This window comes from Pseudonocardia asaccharolytica DSM 44247 = NBRC 16224 (genome assembly GCF_000423625.1).
GTDB lineage: Bacteria > Actinomycetota > Actinomycetes > Mycobacteriales > Pseudonocardiaceae > Pseudonocardia > Pseudonocardia asaccharolytica.
This window is the reverse complement of record NZ_AUII01000004.1, coordinates 89,749-110,455: the sequence shown is the minus strand read 5'-3', so window position 1 is coordinate 110,455 and position 20,707 is coordinate 89,749. Positions and strand designations below refer to the sequence as shown.

Annotated in this window: 21 protein-coding genes and 1 pseudogene; 15 read left to right on the top strand and 7 right to left on the bottom strand. The window is 71.7% G+C overall.

What is annotated here, in order from left to right:
• Positions 1–9: 9 nt before the first annotated feature.
• Positions 10–1,011: a zinc-dependent alcohol dehydrogenase family protein gene (locus G567_RS0106415; RefSeq protein WP_028929333.1), complete on the bottom strand. Its 1,002-nt coding sequence runs from the start codon at positions 1,009–1,011 to the stop codon at positions 10–12.
• A gap of 127 nt (positions 1,012–1,138) precedes the next feature.
• Between G567_RS0106415 and G567_RS0106410 the strand changes: the two genes are divergently transcribed.
• The 4 genes from G567_RS0106410 to G567_RS27105 all read left to right on the top strand — a co-directional run bounded on the left by G567_RS0106410 (position 1,139) and on the right by G567_RS27105 (position 6,399).
• Positions 1,139–1,516 carry a Fur family transcriptional regulator gene (locus G567_RS0106410; RefSeq protein ID WP_051232432.1) on the top strand — a complete coding sequence of 126 codons (378 nt, stop codon included), beginning with the start codon at positions 1,139–1,141 and terminating at the stop codon, positions 1,514–1,516.
• 62 nt (positions 1,517–1,578) lie between these two features.
• Positions 1,579–3,030, top strand: a complete 1,452-nt coding sequence (locus G567_RS0106405; RefSeq protein ID WP_037056081.1) for a catalase — start codon at positions 1,579–1,581, stop codon at positions 3,028–3,030.
• 142 nt (positions 3,031–3,172) lie between these two features.
• On the top strand, positions 3,173–5,776 hold the full coding sequence (locus G567_RS0106400; protein WP_084795916.1) for a cation-translocating P-type ATPase: 2,604 nt from the start codon (positions 3,173–3,175) through the stop codon (positions 5,774–5,776).
• A 293-nt stretch (positions 5,777–6,069) separates the two neighbouring features.
• Positions 6,070–6,399 carry a DUF3040 domain-containing protein gene (locus G567_RS27105; protein WP_037056079.1) on the top strand — a complete coding sequence of 110 codons (330 nt, stop codon included), beginning with the start codon at positions 6,070–6,072 and terminating at the stop codon, positions 6,397–6,399.
• Positions 6,400–6,405: 6 nt separating this feature from the next.
• On the opposite strand, the gene G567_RS0106390 is transcribed toward G567_RS27105, so the two are convergent.
• Positions 6,406–6,771 carry a DoxX family protein gene (locus G567_RS0106390; RefSeq protein ID WP_028929329.1) on the bottom strand — a complete coding sequence of 122 codons (366 nt, stop codon included), beginning with the start codon at positions 6,769–6,771 and terminating at the stop codon, positions 6,406–6,408.
• 90 nt (positions 6,772–6,861) lie between these two features.
• Between G567_RS0106390 and G567_RS37060 the strand changes: the two are divergent.
• From G567_RS37060 to G567_RS27095, 6 genes and pseudogenes are all read left to right on the top strand, one after another.
• Positions 6,862–7,026 (top strand): annotated as a pseudogene (locus G567_RS37060) (hypothetical protein); the annotation flags it as partial.
• 94 nt (positions 7,027–7,120) lie between these two features.
• Positions 7,121–7,870: a sigma factor-like helix-turn-helix DNA-binding protein gene (locus G567_RS27100; RefSeq protein WP_307724122.1), complete on the top strand. Its 750-nt coding sequence runs from the start codon at positions 7,121–7,123 to the stop codon at positions 7,868–7,870.
• 311 nt (positions 7,871–8,181) lie between these two features.
• Positions 8,182–8,448 carry a hypothetical protein gene (locus tag G567_RS0106375; RefSeq protein WP_028929328.1) on the top strand — a complete coding sequence of 89 codons (267 nt, stop codon included), beginning with the start codon at positions 8,182–8,184 and terminating at the stop codon, positions 8,446–8,448.
• Between the two features lie 289 nt (positions 8,449–8,737).
• Positions 8,738–9,511, top strand: a complete 774-nt coding sequence (locus G567_RS0106370; RefSeq protein WP_028929327.1) for a ribosome hibernation promotion factor — start codon at positions 8,738–8,740, stop codon at positions 9,509–9,511.
• Positions 9,512–9,552: 41 nt separating this feature from the next.
• The gene (locus G567_RS0106365) at positions 9,553–9,969 is read left to right on the top strand and encodes a CBS domain-containing protein (RefSeq protein ID WP_161631674.1); all 417 of its coding nucleotides are present in this window, start codon (positions 9,553–9,555) and stop codon (positions 9,967–9,969) included.
• A 98-nt stretch (positions 9,970–10,067) separates the two neighbouring features.
• A complete protein-coding gene (locus tag G567_RS27095; RefSeq protein ID WP_211223858.1) occupies positions 10,068–10,871 on the top strand; it encodes a hypothetical protein in 804 nt (267 codons plus the stop codon).
• Here the strand turns inward: G567_RS27095 and G567_RS27090 are convergent.
• The 4 genes from G567_RS27090 to G567_RS0106340 form a co-directional block, all read right to left on the bottom strand.
• A complete protein-coding gene (locus G567_RS27090; RefSeq protein WP_051232426.1) occupies positions 10,849–11,298 on the bottom strand; it encodes an arsenate reductase ArsC in 450 nt (149 codons plus the stop codon). The two genes, G567_RS27095 and G567_RS27090, sit on opposite strands and share 23 nt — an antisense overlap.
• Positions 11,298–12,389 carry an ACR3 family arsenite efflux transporter gene (gene arsB / locus G567_RS0106350; RefSeq protein WP_028929325.1) on the bottom strand — a complete coding sequence of 364 codons (1,092 nt, stop codon included), beginning with the start codon at positions 12,387–12,389 and terminating at the stop codon, positions 11,298–11,300. The genes G567_RS27090 and arsB overlap by 1 nt, the downstream gene beginning before the upstream one ends.
• Positions 12,386–12,751, bottom strand: a complete 366-nt coding sequence (locus G567_RS0106345; protein ID WP_051232425.1) for an ArsR/SmtB family transcription factor — start codon at positions 12,749–12,751, stop codon at positions 12,386–12,388. The genes arsB and G567_RS0106345 overlap by 4 nt, the downstream gene beginning before the upstream one ends.
• A gap of 76 nt (positions 12,752–12,827) precedes the next feature.
• The gene (locus G567_RS0106340; protein WP_028929323.1) at positions 12,828–14,030 is read right to left on the bottom strand and encodes an MFS transporter; all 1,203 of its coding nucleotides are present in this window, start codon (positions 14,028–14,030) and stop codon (positions 12,828–12,830) included.
• Positions 14,031–14,236: 206 nt separating this feature from the next.
• Here G567_RS0106340 and G567_RS0106335 point away from each other — a divergent pair, with 206 nt between their 5' ends.
• From G567_RS0106335 to G567_RS0106315, 5 genes are all read left to right on the top strand, one after another.
• Positions 14,237–15,070, top strand: coding sequence for a helix-turn-helix domain-containing GNAT family N-acetyltransferase (locus G567_RS0106335; protein WP_028929322.1), 834 nt, complete (start codon positions 14,237–14,239; stop codon positions 15,068–15,070).
• Positions 15,071–15,103: 33 nt separating this feature from the next.
• Positions 15,104–15,892, top strand: a complete 789-nt coding sequence (gene arsM / locus G567_RS0106330) for an arsenite methyltransferase (protein ID WP_028929321.1) — start codon at positions 15,104–15,106, stop codon at positions 15,890–15,892.
• 104 nt (positions 15,893–15,996) lie between these two features.
• Positions 15,997–17,370, top strand: coding sequence for an MBL fold metallo-hydrolase (locus G567_RS0106325; RefSeq protein ID WP_028929320.1), 1,374 nt, complete (start codon positions 15,997–15,999; stop codon positions 17,368–17,370).
• Complete coding sequence (locus G567_RS0106320) at positions 17,367–17,948, top strand: rhodanese-like domain-containing protein (protein ID WP_028929319.1); 582 nt, start codon at positions 17,367–17,369, stop codon at positions 17,946–17,948. Before G567_RS0106325 ends, G567_RS0106320 begins: the two co-directional genes overlap by 4 nt.
• 60 nt (positions 17,949–18,008) lie before the next feature.
• Positions 18,009–18,269: a metal-sensitive transcriptional regulator gene (locus G567_RS0106315; protein WP_028929318.1), complete on the top strand. Its 261-nt coding sequence runs from the start codon at positions 18,009–18,011 to the stop codon at positions 18,267–18,269.
• Positions 18,270–18,380: 111 nt separating this feature from the next.
• Here G567_RS0106315 and G567_RS0106310 read toward each other — a convergent pair whose 3' ends face one another.
• The gene (locus G567_RS0106310; protein WP_028929317.1) at positions 18,381–20,663 is read right to left on the bottom strand and encodes a helicase-associated domain-containing protein; all 2,283 of its coding nucleotides are present in this window, start codon (positions 20,661–20,663) and stop codon (positions 18,381–18,383) included.
• Positions 20,664–20,707: the final 44 nt, after the last annotated feature.

The following is a 20,707-nucleotide window of genomic DNA, read 5'->3' as shown; positions in this document are numbered from 1 at the left end:
GCCGGGACCTCAGCCGGGAACGAGTACCGCGGCACCGGTGATCCGGTCGCCCGCGAGGTCGGCGAGCGCCCGGTCGGCCTCGTCGAGCGGCCGTTCGGTGACCCTCGGCCGCACCCCGAGCGTGGCGGCCAGCCGGAGGAACTCCTCGCCGTCGGCCCGGGTGTTGGCGGTGACGCTGCGCAGCTGCTTCTCGCGGAACAGCTCGGCGGCGTAGTCGAGCCGGGGGATGTCGGAGAGGTGGATTCCCGCCACGGCGAGGGTGCCACCCGCCGTCAGCGCCCGCATCGCGACCGGAACGAGCTCGCCGGCCGGGGCGAACAGGATCGCCGCGTCCAGCGGCTCGGGCGGTGCGGCGGCCGCGGGACCGGCCGAGGCGCAGCCGAGTTCGAGCGCGAGCCGCCGGGCGGCCGCCGAGCGCGTCAGGACGTGGACCGTCGCCCCCTGGGCGATCGCCACCTGCGCCACGACGTGCGCCGATGCGCCGAAGCCGTAGATGCCCAGCCGTCCGCCGGGCGGTAGCTCGGCGCGACGCCACGCCCGGTAGCCGACGATTCCTGCGCACAGCAGCGGCGCCGCCTGCGCGTCGGTGAGCCCCGCGGGCAGCCGGTAGGCATAGGCCTGCGGGACGAGCGCCCGTTCGGCGTATCCGCCGTCGGCGTCCCAGCCGGTGAACCTCGCCGCGAGGCACAGGTTCTCCCGCCCGGTGCGGCACCAGCGGCACCGGCCGCAGGTCCCGCGCAGCCACGCGATCCCGATCCGGTCGCCGATGGCGAACCGGGCGGCATCCGGGCCGAGCGCGTCGACCACACCGACGGCCTCGTGGCCGGGCACGGTATGCGGCCGCCGCGGGTTCAGGTCGCCCTCGGCGAGATGCAGATCGGTCCGGCAGATCCCGCACGCCGACACCCGCACCCTGACCTCGCCGGGGCCCGGTTCGGGTTCGGGCAGGTCCACCGCTCGCAGCGGTCCGCCGTCGATCGGTCCCGGCCGTTCCACGATCCATCCGCGCATGCCCCGACTCTGGCACGGGACCGGCACCGCCCGCCCGAGCCCTAGTCTTGACTCATTCCAGAAAAGCTGGTTTGCTCTGGCCGTGTCCGCAGAGGTCGATCACAGCGCTCAGTTGCGGGGTGCATCGATGCGGGTCACCGCGCCTCGGCTGGCGGTCCTCGCCGAACTCCATCGGCATCCGCACGCCGATGCCGATGCGATCGCGAAGGGGGTGCGACGACAGCTCGGCAAGGTATCGACACAGGCCGTCTACGACGTGCTGCGCGCCCTGACCGAGGCGGGCCTGGTGCGCCGGATCCAGCCGGCGAACTCCCCGGCCCGTTTCGAGGTCCGCGTCGGCGACAATCACCATCACGTCGTGTGCCGGCGCTGCGGCGCGATCAGTGACGTCGATTGCGCCGTCGGTGAAGTCCCCTGCCTCGAGGCCAGTGATCCAGAAGGATTCCGGATCGAGGAAGCAGAGGTCATCTACTGGGGGATCTGCCCGGACTGCCAGTCCGAATGACGCATATATCGCCGAATGGCACCCACCCACCATCCACTCGGCACGAACCAAAGGAGATCGTCGTGAGTGAGAAAAGGCCCCAGAAACTCACCACCGTCGCAGGTGCCCCGGTCCCCGATAACCAGAACAGCATCACCGCAGGCCCACGAGGCCCGATGCTGCTACAGGACGTCTGGTTCCTGGAGAAGCTCGCCCATTTCGACCGCGAGGTCATTCCCGAGCGGCGTATGCACGCCAAGGGTTCCGGCGCGTTCGGGACCTTCACCGTCACCAACGACATCACCCGTTACACTCGCGCGAAGCTGTTCTCCGAGGTCGGCAAGAAGACCGAGATGTTCGCGCGGTTCTCCACCGTGGCCGGTGAGCGCGGCGCGGCCGACGCCGAGCGCGACATTCGCGGCTTCGCGGTGAAGTTCTACACCGAAGAAGGAAACTGGGATATCGTCGGCAACAACACCCCGGTCTTCTTCTTCCGCGACCCGCTGAAGTTCCCCGACCTGAACCACGCGGTCAAGCGCGACCCACGCACGAACATGCGTAGCCCGCGGAACAACTGGGACTTCTGGACGTCGCTGCCCGAGGCGCTGCACCAGGTCACCATCGTGATGAGCGACCGCGGCATCCCGGCCTCCTACCGGAATATGCACGGTTTCGGCTCGCACACCTTCAGTTTCATCAACGCCGAGGGCGAGCGGTTCTGGGTGAAGTTCCACCACCGCACCCAGCAGGGAATCAAGAATCTCACCGACGCCGAGGCGACCGAACTCATCGGCAACGACCGCGAGAGCCACCAGAAGGACCTCTACGAGGCCATCGAGCGCGGCGAGTTCCCGAAGTGGAAGCTGTATGTCCAGGTCATGCCCGAGGCCGACGCGGCGACGGTTCCGTACCACCCGTTCGACCTGACCAAGGTGTGGCCGAAGGGCGACTATCCGCTGATCGAGGTCGGCGAGTGGGAGCTCAACCGCAACCCGGACAACTACTTCGCCGACGTCGAGCAGGCCGCCTTCAGCCCCGCGAACGTGGTGCCGGGGATCGGTTTCTCCCCGGACAAGATGCTGCAGGGCCGCCTGTTCTCCTACGGCGACGCCCAACGCTACCGACTCGGCGTGAACCACCACCAGATCCCGGTCAACGCGCCTCGCTGCCCGGTGCACAGCTTCCACCGCGACGGGGCGATGCGCGTCGACGGCAACCAGGGCAGCACCCTGGCCTACGAGCCGAACAGCTACAGCCAGTGGCAGGAGCAGCCCGAGTACCGCGAGCCGGCCCAGGCCGTCGGGGACAGCGCCGACCGCTGGAACTTCCGCGAGGACGACGACAACTACTACACCCAGCCGGGGAACCTCTTCCGCAAGATGAGCCCCGAGCAGCAGCAGGCGTTGTTCGACAACACGGCCCGCGCCATCGCCGGTGTTCCGCGTGAGATCCAGCAGCGGCACATCGACAACTGCTCGAAGGCCGACCCCGCCTACGGCGACGGTGTGGCCAAGGCGATCGCCGCTCTCGGCTGAGCTTGCTTTCTGACCGGTGGCCGGCCGCATCGCGGCCGGCCACCGGCGCGTTCGTCGGGTCCTCCGCACCTCGGTACCGGGACGTTCGGCCGGACCGCTCGGGCGGGTTTCCAGACAGACTCCGGGCCGTGGAGGAATCCGCATGAGGTCCCGCCCGAGCACCGACGGTGCGATCGCCGACGGCTCGACCGCCGCCCACCTCGACGAGCTGTCCGAGGCCCCGTGGTCGCTGCGGGCCGCGACGGTGTCCCGGGCGCTCGGGGTGGACCCCGAGGTCGGCCTCGGCGAGGTTGAGGCCGCCGCCCGGCTGCGCGACGTCGGCCCGAACGACCTCCCGCAGAAGCCGCCACGGACGTTGCTGCGCTCGGTGCTCGCGCAGCTGGGCCAGACGATGATCCTGGTCCTGCTGGCCGCCGCCGTGCTCACCGCCGTGACCGGCGACTTCACCAACTGCGCGGTGATCCTGCTGGTCATCGCCGTCAACACCACTGTCGGCGTGGTGCAGGAACGGCGCGCCGTGGGTGCCGTCGCCGCGTTGCGTTCGCTCACGACACCGGTCGCCACGGTGATCCGCGACGGCGGGGCGCGCCGGGTGCCGACCCCCGAGCTCGTCCCCGGCGATGTGCTGCGGGTCGCCGAGGGCGATATCGTCGGCTCCGACGCCCGCCTGCTGACCGCACACGACCTGCAGGTCGACGAGTCGCCGCTCACCGGCGAATCGCAGCCGGTCGAACGCGACCCGACCGGCGAATGCCCGGCCTCGGCGGGCGTGGGTGACCGCAAGACGATGCTGCACGGCGGCACCCTGGTCACGCACGGGTCCGGCACCGCCGTCGTCGTGGGTACCGGCGCGCGCACCGAGCTCGGCCGGATCGCGGGCCTGTTGCGCGAGCGGACCGCCCCGGACACCCCGCTGCAGCGCAGGCTCGCGGCGCTCGGGCGACGGCTCTCTGCGGCCGCGGCGATCGGCAGCGCCGTCGTCGTGCTGCTCGGGCTGGTACGCGGCGAGCCGTGGGAGCTGATGGTCGTGGCCGGCATCAGCCTGGCCGTCGCGGTGATCCCGGAGTCGCTGCCTGCGGTGGTCGCGCTCGCTCTCGCCGCGGCGACCCGGCGGATGGCCGAGCGGGGGGCGATCGTCCGGTCGCTGCCCGCGGTCGAGGCGCTGGGCTCGGTGACCGTGCTCGCCTCGGACAAGACCGGCACGCTCACCACCGGCCGCATCAGTTGCGTCGCGTTCTGGACCCCGGAGAGCGGCGAGCTCACCCCGGACGACCCGCGCGCCGCCGCGGGCCCCGGTGTGGTCACCGGTACCGGCCCGCGGGCGTTGCTGGAGGCGGCGGCGCTGTGCAACGACGCCCACCCCGGCGAGAGCGGCACGGAGGGCGCCCTGCTCACCGCCGCGCTCACCGGCGGTCTCGACGTCGAGGGGCTGCGTGCACAGCTCCCCCGCACCCATGTGATCCCGTTCGACTCCGTGCGCCGTTCGATGCTCACCCGGCACGCGACGCCCGCGGGTGAGATCGAGGTCGTCAAGGGCGCACCCGAGGTGCTGCTGGACGCCGCCGCCGATCCCACCGCGGAGGCCGCCGTCGCGGACTGGGCGTCGAGCGGGCGGCGGGTGCTCGCGGTCGCGGCAGGCCCGCCGGGCGCGACCCGGCTGCTCGGTCTGCTCGCACTGGCCGACCCGGTGCGTCCCGACGCCCGCGACGCGATCCTCGCCACGCGGACGGCGGGCATCCGGCCCATCATGATCACCGGGGATCACCCCGCCACCGCGCACGCCATCGCGAGGGCGACCGGGGTGAGCACCGACGAGGATCCCCCCGACGACCCGGAGCGCGGGCTGCGCGCCGTCTATCCCCGCACGGATCCGGGCGGAAAGCTCGGCATCGTCACCGCGTGGCAGCGGGCCGGGCACCTCGTGGCCATGACCGGCGACGGGGTGAACGACGCACCCGCGCTGCGGGCGTCCGATATCGGGGTGGCCATGGGGCACCGCGGCACGGAGGTGGCCAAGGAGGCCGCCGACATCGTGCTCACCGATGACCGCCTCGCCACGGTCGTCGCCGCGATCGGCGAGGGCAGGCGGGTGTTCGACAACGTCCGCAGGTTCGTGCGGTACGGCCTTTCCGGCGGGCTCGCGGAGCTGCTGGTGATGCTCGTCGGCCCGTTCTTCGGGATGCCGCTGCCGCTGCTGCCCGGGCAGATCCTCTGGGTGAACCTGGTGACGCACGGGCTGCCCGGTGTCGCGATCGGATCGGAGCTCGCCGAGACCGACGTCCTGCGCCGCCCGCCGCGACCGCCCCGGGAGGGCGTCCTGACCCGGCAGGCCTGGGGTGATGTCCTCGCCATCGGCACCCTGATCACCGTCGGCTGTCTCGGTCTCGCGGTCTGGGCGGGGACCCACGGCAGGCCGTGGCAGACGATGCTGTTCGCGACGCTGGCCCTCACCCAGCTCGGGGTGGCGCTCACGACCCGTTCGGACCGCATTCCGTTCTGGCGGATGTCCCCGCACGGGAACCCGTTCCTGTTCGCCGCGATCGCCGGGAGCCTGGCCGCCACGATCGCCGGGATCTACCTGCCGGGGCTGTCCGACCTGCTCGGGACCGTGCCGCTCGACGGCCTCGAGCTCGGCCTGTGCGCCGCGATCGGGATCGTCCCGGCGATCCTGATCGAGCTGGTCGAGCTCGTCAGGGCGCGGCGCGAGGATCGGGCCCGCGGGGTCGTCGCGGCGGGGATCGGCTGACGGGCGAGGTCAGAACTTCGGCAGCGCGTGCGCCCCGTCCAGCGCCCGCGGGTCGTGGAAGGCGAAGCCCGCCGGGGTCGGTGCGGTAGCGCTCCGCGTACCCGGGCCCCCGCCCCGTCGCGCGGTGCGGGCAGGTGCGGATCCGCACTACGGTTCGCTGATCTGGGCGACACGCTCATCCCATCCGGGCCCCGAACCGGGTCTAGGCTGGGATCAGCGACTACGGGCCCGGCCCGGCAGGGCAACCCGTGAAGGCCGGCGGCGAACGAGGGTGGCGGCGAAGTCGGGAGGTCATGATGCTCTCTCGGTGGGAACGGCAGAGCTTGCAGGAGATCGAACAGCACCTCCAGGCCGAGGATCCCCGGCTGGCGGTCATGCTGGAGCGAGCGAAGTCGGCCAGAACCAGGCGGTGGCTCCGTCGCGGATATGACGCGGTCGTCGTGCTCGCCGTACTCCTCGCCGGATTGTGCCTCGCGCTCGGTGAGGTGGGTTCCGGCTTCGCCGCGGGTGCCGTCGCGGTGCTGGTGTTCCACTGGCGGCGGCGCCGGTTCCCGCTGCGCCGGCGGTGGGCATGGCCGTCGGACACGAGACCGGTACCGGGCAGCGACGAGTCGTTCCCCTGACGGCGTTCAGAAGGCGAACCGGCCGTAGGCGACGAACACGCAGACCACCATGATCCCGACGTTGACGAGCACGTTCCGTGGCTCCCGCAGGCCGCTGTGCGAGATCGCTGCGCCGATCATGACGACGGCCAGCCCGCATGCGGCGATCGGCGTGAGCAGCGGGGCGGTTCGGGTGGCCCACGGGATGACCAGCGCGAACGCGGCGAGCAGTTCGCACAGGGCGGTCATCCGGATAACGGGCAGCGGGAAGGGGGCGACCCCGGTCTGACCGGTGGCGAGCATCCGCTCCTTGGACTGGGAGATCTTCGCACTTCCCGAAGCCAGGAAGATCGCGGCGAGCAGGGCCTGGCAGACCCACAGGGCGAGGTTCACGGCGGTACCTCTTTCCTCCGCGCGCTGGATTGGTCATCCACCAGACGCATCGAGCCGCTCCGGATGTGACATCGCCTGCCGCACCGCCCGATGTCACACATCGGCCGTGCCGCGCGTCGTCACGTTGGAGGCCATCGCGACGAGGGGATGACGATGTCGGAACAGCGGGCTGTTGCAGCGGACGACCCAACGGCGACCTTCGCGGCGCACCGCAGGCTGCTGGTCGGCCTCGCGTACCGCATTCTGGGCAGCGTCGCCGAGGCCGAGGACGTCACCCAGGAGGCGTGGCTGCGCTGGGCGCGGACCGACACCGACGAGGTCGCTGCACCGCGCGTTCCTGGCCCGGACGGTGACCCGGCTGGCGATCGACCGGCTACGCCGGATCCGGGCACGTCGCGAGACGTATGTCGGGCCCTGGCTGCCCGAGCCGCTGTTGACGACCGAGCCGCTGTTGACGACCGAGGACGGCGACGACGTCGAGTACGCGGAATCGGTGTCGCTCGCGATGCTGGTGGTGTTGGAAACCCTTTCACCGCTGGAACGCGCCGTGTTCGTGCTGCGCGAGGCGTTTGCGTTCTCCTATGCCGAGATCGCGGATTTCCTCGGACGCGGCGAGCCGGCGGTCCGGCAGCTCGCCCACCGGGCCCGGCAGCACGTCCAGGCCCGCCGGCCCCGTTTCGAACCCGATGCCGACCTTCGACGCGCGGTCACCGAGCGGTTTCTGGCCGCCTGCCTGAACGGCGATATCGACGAACTGGTTCAGTTGCTCACCCCGGACGCCACCCTGAAGGTCGATGGTGGCGGAAAGGTCCGGGCCCCACGGAATCCGATTCACGGCGCCGACCGGGTCGCCCGCTTCTTCGTCGGGGCGCGCGGTGGCCTGCTCCCCGACACCCGGGTGGAGTACCACGAGATGAACGGCGCACCCGCTGCCGTGTTCCTCACCCCTGCCGGGCCCTATACCGTCGCGCAGCTCGACCTGGACGACCGGCAGCGAATCGTCGATATTCACCTCATCGGCAATCCGGACAAGTTCACCGGAATCCGTCCGCTCACCCCGAGCTCTCAGCCTGGATGCACCGTCGAAATGAGTCGGTGAGGGTGCGTCGTAACGCACGAATGCCCTCCTGAATTGGGACGATAGGGCTTGCTGAAGGTCCGATCGGTCCCATCCAGAAGGCATCCGTTGAGTGCGACTCTCTCACGCCCGCCGCGTCATGTCGGTGCGGTTCGACGAGCCGGATCTCGTGTCGTGCGCGGGCCTGGCGGCGGCGATGGCGCTGGCCGCCCGGTGCGGCCTGCCGGCGCTGCCGGCCGAGCGGGTCGCGATCGCGGCTGCGGGCGGCGCGAACGCCATCGCGAAGGTCTTGCCGGTGATCGGCGGGATGATCTGCGGCGCGGACTCGATCAGTGACCTGGGCCTGCTGCGCCGCGGCGACCCCGATCCTGGCCGGCGCCGCGAAGGTGGCGTTCGTCGACCTCGACGACACCGTCCGCCGAACCTACGGCTACGTCAAGCAGGGCACCATCCGCGCCCACCTCATCGGCGTCCCCGCCCGGCTCGCCCGCGCCGCACACCGCCTGGTGCGGCACCTGCCGCGGGACTGGCCCTGGGAGGACGGGCTCGACGAACTGTTCCGCCACACCCTGCACGATCCCCTCCCCATCACGGCCTGACCACCCGCCCCGAGGCCCCGACCGGAGGCCACCAGCGGAAGAGCCGGGCAGACCGGCGGATCAGCCATGCCCCATCACCGGCACCACCCGCTCAAGATCAGCTACCGATACCCAGGAACCTCGACGGTGAATCCAGGCTCGGGCGGCGGTTCACGCCCCCCGCTGCCCCGTCGAAACCCCTCGCGAGCCACCTGGCACTCCCGCGCCGACCCCCGTCGGGACTTCTGTCCGGCCCTCGGCGGTCCGGTCGGCCCTGTCCCGGCACGCGCTCGGCGAGGAGAGTGGGCGTATGCGAACCAGGGAGAGCGCCGCAGCGCCGGAGATCGTTGTCGAGCTGCAGGGCAGGGTGGCCGAGGACCTCCCGGACTACGCCCGGAAGAAGATCAAAGCTGTGCTTGCCCATACCGGTCGGCCGGTGCTGCACGCCCGGGTCCGTGTGGTCCGCCATGACAACCCGGGTCGCGAGCGGCCGGTCACCGCACAGGTCAATATCGATCTCGATGGCAGGCTCGTCCGAGTTCAGACGGACGCGACGACCCCGCGTGAGGCCGTGGACCTCCTCGTCGACCGTCTCCGCAACCGCCTCGAACGGGTGGCGCTCGGGCGCGAGGCCCACCGCGACCGGCTGGACCGCGAACAGCGCCACGACGTCTTCCTCTCCCTGCCCCCGGAAGAGCGGGAGATCGTGCGGCACAAGACGGTCAGCCCCGCCCGCCGCGGCGTGGACGAGGCCATCACGGACATGGACGATCTCGACTACGACTTCCACCTGTTCCGTGAGGCCGGCCGCGGGGTGGACAGCGTCGTCTATCGCACGGGCTGCAGCGAGATCCGGGTCGCGCAGGCCGATGGCCGGACCGATCTGCTCGCCCCGGTCACCACGCCGATCACCCTGAGCCCCCATCCCGCACCGCGGTGCGAGGTGTCCGAGGCCGTCGAGCGGCTGCGCCTGACCGGGTTGCCGTTCCTGTTCTTCGTCGACGCCGACCAGGGTCGCGGATGCGTTCTCTACCACCGCTACGACGGCAACTACGGGCTGATCGAGCCGCTGGCCGACGAGTGACGCCGGACGTCGACGAACCTCAACCGCCTAAGGAGATCATCATGCCCCCCATGGTCGAGAGCGCCACTCCCGCAGATCCGGTGAAGAAGATCATGGCCGAGTTGGTCGCCACCGTCGGATATGACGAGTCGCTGCGTTCGGTTGCCCAGGAGCTCGTCGCCGATGAGGTCGGCGCCGTGGTCGTCACCTCGACGGGCGAGCCGCTCGGGCTGATCTCCGAACGCGACCTCGTCACCGTCGAGGCGACCGGGGGCGACCTCGACACCCGTCAGGCCGCGGACGTCATGACCACGGACCTGGTGACCGCCCGGCGCGAGGACAGCATCGAGTCGGTCGGCAGGCTGATGCTCGACGCCGGAGTGCGGCATATCGTGATCAAGGACGGCGACGACATGGTCGGCCTGGTGTCGATGCGCGACGTCCTAGCCGTCCTGCTCGAGCCCCCGGTGAGTGCGTAACAGTGTTCTAACACTGTTACGCACTCACAGGGGCCCTGACCGAGGGAAGGGGCCGATCGCCTCTTCCCTTGATCAGATCCCTCGGCCAGGCTACCGGGGTGCGGATCCGACCGGGGAGGCGTTCGGCGCTTCCCATCTCGTTGCTGCTGGTGCTTCTCGTCGCGGTGGGTTGCGGCCAACCGGACACCGACGCCCCGGGCGCTGCGCCGGCCACCACAAACCCGTCAACGACGGCGCCGAGCGATTCACCCGCGCCGACCCCGGACCGCCCCGGCGGCCCGACGCCGACCGTCCCGGCATTCGACCACCAGCCGTTGTGGCCGTTCCCGGACCTCGACGCGGTTCGCGCCTGGCAGGAGGCCCATCGCACGGGCGGTCAGCAGCCCTGGCACCTGGACGCCGAGGCGACGGCTCTCGGGTTCACCCAGGGTTACCTCGGCTTCACCGGCATCGACCGGGTCACGAGTTACACCGAGAACGGGGCCGATGCGTGGGTCGGTGTCGGCTTCGCACTGCCCAACGGCCGGGAGACCACCGCGTCGGTGCTGCATCTCGCCCGGTTCGGCGACGGCCTCGACGCCCCGTGGGAGGTCGTCGGGACCCGCGACGAAACCCTGGTCGTGGACACCCCGGCCTATGGCAGCCCGGTCACCTCACCGGTGACGGCGGGCGGCACGATCACCGGCGTCGACGAGAGCTTGCGGCTGCAGCTCCGGACACTGGGCCGGGACACCCCGGTCGGCGAGTTCTGCTGCGTGCCCGCGGGCGGCCAGTCCGCCCGGTGGTCGGCGACGGTTCCCTTCACCGATGCCGGAGCCGGGCCGATGACGCTCGTCGTGTCCACCGGCGGTCACGTCGCCGACGTCGAGGAGTTCGCGATCACGGCCGTCCGGGCGGGGTGATCACCGTCGCCCGGCCGGCGACCTGGGCAGGAACGAGCTCGGCCAGCAACGACCGGACTCGCGCGTCGATCTCGTCGCGGATCGGCCGGATCTCCTCGATGCTCCTGCCCGCCGGATCCTCGAGCTGCCAGTCGAGGTAGAGCTTGCCCGGGAAGATCGGGCAGGCGTCACCGCAGCCCATGCTGATGACGACGTCGGAGGCCTGCACCGCGTCGGTCGTGAGCACCTTGGGCTGCTGCCCGGACAGGTCGATGCCGAGTTCGGCCATGACCTCACGGACCGTGGGGTTGATCGTGTCGGCGGGCGCGGAGCCCGCGGAGCGGACCTCGACCGCCCCGGCCGCGTGGTGGGCGAGCAGCGCGGCGGCCATCTGGGACCGGCCGGCGTTGTGCACGCAGACGAACAGGACGGTGGGCTTGCCGGCCATCAGGACTCCTGGGCGGATCGGGTCGGGACGCCGTCCCACCAGCGGCGGCGGACGGCGAGGGAGACGTAGACCAGCGCGACGAGGACGGGCACCTCGATGAGCGGGCCGACCACCCCGGCCAGCGCCTGCCCCGAGGTGACTCCGAACGTCGCGATGGCCACGGCGATGGCCAGCTCGAAGTTGTTGCCCGCCGCGGTGAACGCGAGGGTGGTCGCGCGCTCGTAGCCGAGCCCGATCGCGCGCCCGAGCACCAGCGAGCCGAACCACATGATCGTGAAGTAGGCCAGCAGCGGCAGCGCGATACGGGCGACGTCGAGCGGCCGGCCGATGATCGCATCGCCCTGCAGCGCGAACAGGATCACGATGGTGAACAGGAGTCCGTAGAGGGCGAACGGCCCGACCTTCGGCAGGAAGCGGCTCTCGTACCACTCCCGGCCCTTGGCCCGCTCCCCGAGGCGCCTGCTCAGGTAGCCGGCCAGCAGCGGGATCCCGAGGAAGATCAGGACCGACTTGGCGATCTGCCATGCGGAGACATCCAGCGCGGTCTGGGGCAGGCCGAGCCAGCCGGGCAGCACATCCAGGTAGAACCAGCCCAGCCCGGCAAACGCGATCACCTGGAACACCGAGTTGAGGGCGACGAGCACGGCGGCGGCCTCGCGGTCGCCGCAGGCCAGGTCGTTCCAGATGATGACCATCGCGATGCAGCGGGCCAGCCCGACGATGATCAGCCCGGTGCGGTATTCGGGCAGGTCGGGCAGCATCAGCCAGGCCAGCGCGAACATCAGCGCCGGCCCGAGCACCCAGTTCAGCACCAGCGAGCCGACCAGCAGCGGCCGGTCGGCGGTGACGGTGTCGAGCCGGTCGTAACGGACCTTCGCCAGCACCGGATACATCATGATCAGCAGGCCGAGTGCGATCGGCAGCGAAATGCCGTCGATCGCGATCGCGTCCAAGGCCCCGCCCAGCCCGGGCACGAGCCTGCCGGCGACCAGACCCAGCACCATCGCGGCGAGGATCCACACCGGTAACAGCCGGTCCAGGGTCGACAGCCGGGCGGCGACGGGCGCATCGAGTGCAGGGGTGGTACTCATGCGCTCACTTCCAGGTCGGCGGCAGGGGCGAGGACCTGCGCGAGGGTGGCCAGGGCGGAGGGGACGATCCGGTAGTAGATCCACGTGCCGCGCCGGTCGCCGGTGATCAGTCCGGCCTCACGCAGGACCTTGAGGTGGTGGCTGATCGTCGGGCCGGACAGGTCGAACCCGCTGGTGAGATCGCAGACGCAGACCTCCCCGCCCGCATGCGCGGCGATCAGGCTGAGCAGCCGCAGCCGGGTCGGGTCGGCGACGGCCTTGAATCCGGCCGCCAGCGCGGCGGCCTCGTCAGCGGTCAACGCGGGACGGGCCAGCGGAACGGGATCGCATCGGTCCCCGAAGCCGATCTCCTGATTCGACACGCGCCTATCTTTACAGCTGTCGAAACAGCCGGCAATGTGGAGTCACCTGTGCGGCGCGGCGCGCAGGCCCGGCTCGCTACGCCCGCCGCGGGACGCTTCCCGCGGCCAGGACCGCCGCAACCAGGGCGGCGAGGGCAAGCACCACGAAGACGGCCGGGTAGCCGCCGAGCGCCTCGGCGAGGGCGGCCCCGGCCCACGGGGCGACGGCGATGGCGAACGTGGCCGGGGCGGAGAGCAGACCGTTGAGCCGTCCGTAGTGGGTGGCGCCCCATCGGTCGCTGACCGCGGTGGCCTGCAGGAGGGTGAACACGCCGCGGGCCGCGCCGGTGAGCATCGCCGCGGCGATCAGCAGTGCCGCAGGCCCGGGAAGGACGGCGAGCAGGCCGGTGGCGACGGCCGCGAGCGCGAGGATGAGCACACCTCGGCCACGGACGCTGGTCGCGGCGGCAAGGCGGCCGTACCCGAGGCGGCCGAGAACCTGCCCGAGCCCGCCGAGCCCCAGCGCCCAGGCGGCGGCGCTCGTCGACAGCCCGCGCTCGATGAGCAGCGGCACCTGGTTGACGATGACGGCGAACGCGCTGAACGAGCCGAGCCCGATCGCCGCGACCAGCAGCAGAAACGGCCGGCTGCGGGCGATCGCATCGGGCGAATGGTCGGGATGCGCAGGGCGGGCGGGGCGGTCGGCGCCGGGCCATGGCCCGCGCAACCCGAACAGGTGCGCGGGGATCGTGACGGCGGCGAGGATGGCGACCAGCACCAGATAGGTCGCTCGCCAGCCGAGATGCCCCAGCAGTGTGGCCGTGAGCGGGGCGAAGATCGTGCTGGCCAGCCCAGCGAGCAGGGTGAGCGCGGTCAGCGCGGTGACCCGGTGCGGCCCCCACCAGCGGGTGAGCGCGGCGAAGGCGGGCGGGTACAGCGTGCCGGCCATGGCGATCCCGGCGAGGACCCAGGCGGCGAAGAACCACCCGAGCGTCGGCGCGGTCGCGATGCCGAGCACGGCGGGGACCGCGAGCATCGATCCCACGGTCATGATCGGCCGGGGCCCGATGCGGTCCAGCCAGCGCCCGGCCGGGATACCCACCGCGGCGGAGACGACCAGTCCGGTGGAGAACGCGGCGGTGATCGTCGAGAGCGACCAGCCGGTGTCGGCGGCGATGCTCGGAGCGAGCACGGGGAAGACGTAGTAGAGCACGCCCCAGCTGACGATCTCGGTGACGCACAGGACGGCGAGCACACGCCGGAGCCCGGACCGAGTCAACGTGCCAGGCTTCGCCGTCATCTCTGCCGCCATCCTCTCTTCCGCGGTCATCTCTCCAGGTTGCCTGGCGGGGCGACGACGGAGCGGACCCGCGGTCCCTCCATGGGAACCATCTCCATCGACGCAAGCCGATTGACCGGGCACGACTATATCGACATACATCGATTGATATGTCCATCGATGTATGTCGATACTTGCCTCATGAGCACGAGGCTGCCCGCACCGTGATGCCGCCGAGCCAGCCGGCGCAGCTGTCCCCCCGGGACGTCGCCACCTACGCGGAGTGGTTCGCCTGCCTGGCCGACCCGACCCGGGTCCGCCTGCTGCACACGGTCGCGGTCGCCGGGGGCGCGGTGCCCGTGGGCGAGCTTGCCGAGCAGCTCGGGATCAGCCAGTCCACCTGCTCGCACCACGTTCGTAAGCTCGCGGACGTCGGGTTCCTGGTGCTGCGCAAGGAGAAGACCGCGACGCTGGTCTCGGTGAACCCGGAGTGCTGCACCGGATTGCCCCATGCGGCGGACGCGGTGATGGGAATGCTTGCGCCGCGGCGGTGCTGTCCCGAGGGTCTTCCCGCCGACACCACCGTCCGCGCCCTGGAACCGATGGATTGGCCCGCGGTGCGGCGAATCTACGCGGAGGGAATCGCCGCCGGGGACGCCACCTTCGAAACCGAGGTTCCCGGCCGGCGCGCGCTCGACCGGTCCTGGCTGGACGGGCACCGGTGGGTGGCGGAGATCGACGATCAGGTCGTCGGCTGGGCGGCTGCCACGGCCGTCTCCCGCCGGCCGGTGTACGCGGGCGTCGCCGAAACCTCCGTCTACGTCGGCGACGGCCACCGGGGCCGCGCGGTCGGCAGGGCCCTCCTCCACCGCCTGGTGACCGCCGCCGACACGGCCGGGCTGTGGACCCTGCAGTGCTCGGTCTTCCCGGAGAACCGGGCCGGCATCGCCCTGCACCTGTCCGCCGGGTTCCGCACCCTCGGCGTCCGCCAACGCATCGGGCGCCACCACGGCCGGTGGCGCGACACCGTCCTCATGGAACGCCGCCGGGCCATCGACTGACCAGCAGGATCACCTCCGAACAAGGGAGCCACCATGACCGACCGGACCGAGATCCGCGAGGCCGTACGCGCCCGCTATGCCGCGGCCGCGACGCACGCCGCGGCCGACGAGCACGAGCGGGCCCAGGCCGCCGAGCTGGGCTGCTGCTCGCCCGAGGGCTCCTGCGGCGACGTGCAGCAGGACGAGGTGTTCGGCTCGACGCTCTACGCCGGCGAGGCGGTGGAGGGTGCCACCGACGACGCGATCGCAGCCTCGCTCGGCTGCGGGGTGCCGACCGCGGTCGCGGACCTGCGGCCGGGCGAGGTCGTCCTCGACCTCGGGTCCGGCGCCGGAGCCGACGTTCTCATCTCCGCGCGCCGGGTCGCCCCCGACGGCCGGGCCATCGGGCTGGACATGACGCCCGAGATGCTCGATCTGGCCCGGCGCAACGCCGCCGCGGCCGGCGTCGGCAACGTCGAGTTCCTGCAGGGCTATCTGGAGGATCTCCCCCTGCCCGACGCCAGCGTGGACGTCGTGATCTCCAACTGCGTGATCAACCTGGCCGCCGACAAGCCGATCGTGCTCCGCGAGGCGGCCAGGGTGCTGCGCCCGGGCGGCCGGTTCGCGGTCTCCGACGTGCTCGCGGACCCCGATCTGGGCGAGGCCACTCGGGCCGATATGGAGCAGTGGACCGGCTGCATCGCAGGCGCCCTCACCCGCCAGCAGTTCGAGCAGGCGCTGGCCGCCGCCGGCCTGACGGACGTCGAGATCACCACGACACACCGGGTGCACCCGCAGGCGACCTCGGCGATCATCCGCGCGCGCAAGCCGTCGTCTACATGACCCGGATCTCGGGAATACCGCAGGAAGTATCCTCGGTTGAGGCAGATACCCGAGGGGGTATTCTCGCCAACCGCGGCCACCCCCAGGACCCGAGAGGAGCTCTGATGATCACCGTCCTTCCGCTCGACACCACCGGGCTCGGTGACCGCAGCTATCTGGCGCACGACGGCGAGGTCGCCTTTGTGGTGGACCCGCAGCGGGACATCGACCGGGTGCTTGATCTCGCCCGCGCCGAAGGCGTGCGGATCACCCACGTGGCCGAGACCCATATCCACAACGACTACGTCACCGGCGGGTTCGCGCTCGCCGAGGCGACCGGCGCGGTCTACCTGCTCAACGCGGACGACCCGGTGTCCTTCGCGCGCACCGGGGTGCGTGACGACGACGTGATCGACGTCGGGGCGATGACCGTGCGGGTGCTGCACACCCCGGGCCACACCCACACCCACCTGTCCTACGCGCTGTTCGAAGGGGACGAACCGGTCGCGGTCTTCACCGGTGGTTCGCTGCTGTACGGGTCCACCGGGCGGCCCGACCTGCTCGGCCCGGACCACACCGACACGCTGGTGCGTGCCCAGTGGCGCTCGGCTCAGCGGCTGGCGAACGAGCTTCCCGAGGCGACCGCGGTCTACCCGACCCACGGGTTCGGCAGCTTCTGCTCGGCGAGCCAGAGCGAGGCCACGTCCAGCACCATCGGCCAGGAGAAGCTCGGCAACCCGGCGCTGACCCGCGACGAGCAGAGCTACGTCCGCGAGCTGCTCGCCGGGCTCGACGCCTACCCCGCCTATTACGCGCACATGGACCCGGCCAACAGCGCGGGCCCGTCCGCCCCCGACCTGTCCCCGCCCGCGATCGCCGATCCCGACGAGCTCCGGGCCCGGATCGAGGCCGGCGAATGGGTGGTCGACCTGCGCGACGGCACGGCGTTCTCCGCCGGACATCTCGCGGGCAGCCTTTCCTTCCCGCTCGACGGGCCGTTCGTCACCTACCTCGGGTGGCTGGTGCCCTGGGGCACCCCGATCACGCTGCTCGGCGCGACCGCCGAGGAGGTCGCCGCCGCCCAGCGCGAGCTCGTTCGCATCGGGATCGACCGGCCCGCCGCCATGGCCACCGGAGGCCCCGAGCAGTGGTCCGGTACCGCCCCGCTGGCGTCGCTGCCACGGGCCACGTACGCCGAACTGGCCGAGGCGCTGAACCGTCCAGCACCGCCCGCGGTGCTGGACGTGCGGCGCAACCAGGAGCGGGCCGAGGGGCATGTGCCCGGATCGGTGCACATCCCGATCCACGAGGTCCTCGACCGGCTCACCGAGGTGCCCGCGGGCCCGGTCTGGGTGCACTGCGCAGGCGGTTATCGAGCCGGGGTCGTCGCGGCCCTGCTGTCGGCGCGCGGCCACGACGTCGTCACCATCGACGACGCCATCGAACACGCCCAGGAGATCGGGCTGATCACCCCAACCAAGCAGGAGAGAGTTGCATGACCGCTGCCACCGACACCGTCCGCCTCGACTGCGCGCTGCTGCAGGAGCGCCTCGCCTCGGCCAACCCGCCCCGGCTGCTCGACGTCCGCACCCCCGCCGAGTTCGCCGCGGTCCACATCCCGGGTTCCTACAACGTCCCGTTGGACACATTGCGTGAGCACCGTGACGAGCTGCGCCACCACCTCGACACCGATGTCGTGCTCGTCTGCCGCTCCGGGCAGCGCGCCGAACAGGCCGAGCGGACCCTGGCCGAGGCCGGACTCCCCGGTGTGCAGGTGCTCACCGGCGGCATGTCCGGCTGGGAGGCCGTCGGTGGGACGGTCAACCGGGGCCGCGACTGCTGGGATCTCGAACGTCAGGTCCGCTTCACCGCGGGTTCCCTCGTCCTCGGCGGCGTGCTCGGCAGTATCGCCGTACCGCGCCTGAAGTGGCTGTCCGGCGCGATCGGCGCCGGACTCGTGTTCGCCGGCGCCACCGGCACCTGCGGCATGGCGATGCTGCTGGCGAAGATGCCCTGGAACCGCCCGTCGTCCTACGATCCACAGGCGGTGATCGGCCAGCTCGCCGAATCGCGTTGAGCGGCGGGGCGAACATCAGCGCTGAGGGCCGGTAGCAGAGTGAGTGAGGAGGAGTGGGCGATGCAGCTGGACGACGACGTCGTCGGCAGTGTCATCAATCGCTTGCGCCGAGCCGAGGGCCAGATCGGCGGGATCATCCGGATGTTGCAGGAGGGCCGCGACTGCGAGGACGTGGTCACCCAGCTCGCCGCGGTCTCCCGGGCCCTCGACAAGGCCGGCTTCGCGATCATCTCCTCCGGGCTGCAGAAGTGTATCGCGGCCGGCGACGGAGGCGAGGTCGACCGGGCCAAGCTGGAGCGCCTCTTCTTGTCCCTGGCCTAACCCCCGGTGAGTGCGTAACAGTGTTCCAACACTGTTACGCACTCACCGGGGGTGGTGAGGTCCCGCCGGGGAACCGATCGGGTCACGGTGTGCGGCGGCCCGCTCCCGGCTCTACCCCGCGGGCGCGACCGCCTCGATATTCGCCACCGCGAAGTCGCGCTGCGCGTTCTTGAGGTGGCACCACGCGTCCAGCCACCGCCCGTACAGCTCACGGGGCCGAATGTCGCGGACCGTGCGGTTCCCTTGCTTGTCCCGGTACAGGATCGACACGTCGCGCTGGTTGTCGATCGCATCGGCCAGCAGGGCGAGCTCGGCGGAGTCGAGCGGGGACGTGAGCGCGGCCAGCGCGGCGTGGGTCGGGGACTCCGGCTCATGGTCATCACCGTCCTCACCGGGGCCACCCAGCAGCAGGCGGGCGAGCTCGGCCGCCGTGGCACGCGGTCGGCTCCGAACCGCAGCGGCTGGGGTGGGAGCCCGCTTCTCCGGGCGCTTCTCCACGATCACCACCCCGTCGGCGTCCTCGGCCAGCGGCGCGAACCCGGCCTTCCGCAACCCGGCGAGCACCCGGTCGGTCCCGAAGGGGCTGGCCAGCACGGTGGGGGCGAGCGCACTGAGCTGGAGTTTCCGCAGCGACCGGGTGTGCAGGATCTCGGCGATCTCGGACTCCGAGCCGACGATGCAGGACGCCAGGCCCCGCACCCGCACGCTGCCGTGCCGGCGGGCGACGTCGGAGATGAGGTAGTCCAACGGCTGGGGCAGCTCGCGGTCGGAGATGGCGCGCAGCTCGGCACGCAGCTCGTCGGGGCTCCAGCCGGCGTCGAACGCCGCCCGCACGCTCGCCGACGAGAACCGCCAGGTGGCGGCCACACCATGACTCTCCGGGACCGCCGCGGCGGCCAGCAGCCGGGCCGCGGCCGCGCTCGGCTGCCCGGATGCCACCGCGGTGAGGTCCGACTGGAGGACGAGCATCCCCTGCGCCTCGGGGAGCAGGGCGGCGCACCGCCGCCCGAGGTCATCGCCACCGGCGACCAGATGCTCACCGGGGTCCGACACACGATCTCCGCTGACGACGCCGAGCGACCGGGCCTCCGTGACCGCGGCGTGCACGCGAAGCGCCATCTCGTCCCGCGGGTAGTGCTGAAGCGGACAGAACCAGCCGATATGCATGCCGGCCGCCTCGACGGACCGGCCGCCCGCGGCGGCCCTGAGCAGCGCCCGGCGGATCATGCCGGCCTCGGAGGCCAGCGGGACGGGCGGTGGCGCCTCGGTATCGTCATCGATCTTGCGATAGGTGGGGGCGAACTCGAGATCCCACCACGCGCGCGCGACCGCCGCCCACCGGTCGCCGGGCGCGGACTCCCGCCACTGGTCGTACCCGGCCGTGGGCGCGTACCGGCTGCCGGCGCGGGCCAGCAGCCCGGCGGCGCTCGCCAGGTCGATCCACAACCCGATGTCCTCCGGTGCCGCCGAGAGCCGTTTGGCGAGGCGGGCCCGCTCACGGGTTCCGACGCCGCCCTTCTTCAGCGCGGTGAGGCCCGAGGCGCGCGCCTCGTCGAGCAGCCCGGTCAGCCCGCGAAGCAGGTCCTCGGCCGCGGACCGGGCCACGTTCGCGGCCTCGGGTTCGGCGTCGGGGAGCCCCGGCGGACCGGTCAGGGCGGCTTTCAGCTCGATCCCCCACGCCGCGACCGCGACCTCCCGCGGAAGTTCCCCGGTGCCGTAGACCGGCAGCAGCAGCCCGGCCCGCACCAGCACATCCTCCTGTTGCGTGGGGTCGGTCCCGTAGAACGGGAGGTAGAAGCCGTGGCCCTGGCGGACCAGGTCGAACCGGCGCCGAGCCTGGCGGGACAGACCGGCGACCGCCCGCCCGATCGTGTCCCGGTCGGCCATCAGCTCGGCGAGCCGGGCGACCAGCTGGGGCTTGCGCAGGCCCTCGGTTGTCCCGCCGAGGGCCCGTACCGCAGCCCGCAGGTCGTCGACGACGGACTGGCGGGCGATCACCGCGACCGGCCGGAACGTGTCCACGTCCTGGGTGAGATGCGCCGCGAGCCGGTCCGGCAGCGCGATCCGCTCGCCGTCCCGCCAGGCCAGGCCCCGCGTGCACAGCTCGTCCACGGCCTCGGTCACCAGCGGCTCCGGCGATCCGAGCAGCTCGGCCACCGCCGGCACGGTCGCACCGGCATTCAGCAGCGCGACCGCCCGGCCGCTGACGATCATGTCGCCGGTGCAGAGTTCGAGCGCGGCGGAGAGCGACTCGACGCCGTTGAGCCGCCGCGCGAGCTGCTCGAAACTGCGCGGTATCGGCTCGACCAGCACGTCGGGCCGGGCCTGCAGCAACGCGGTCAGGCGCTCGGCACCCAGCCGGACGAGGGCCTCAGCGAAGGTCACGGTCTCCATCGCATCACGGCGGCGACCCCGGTCTCGCTCGGGGCGTTCACCGG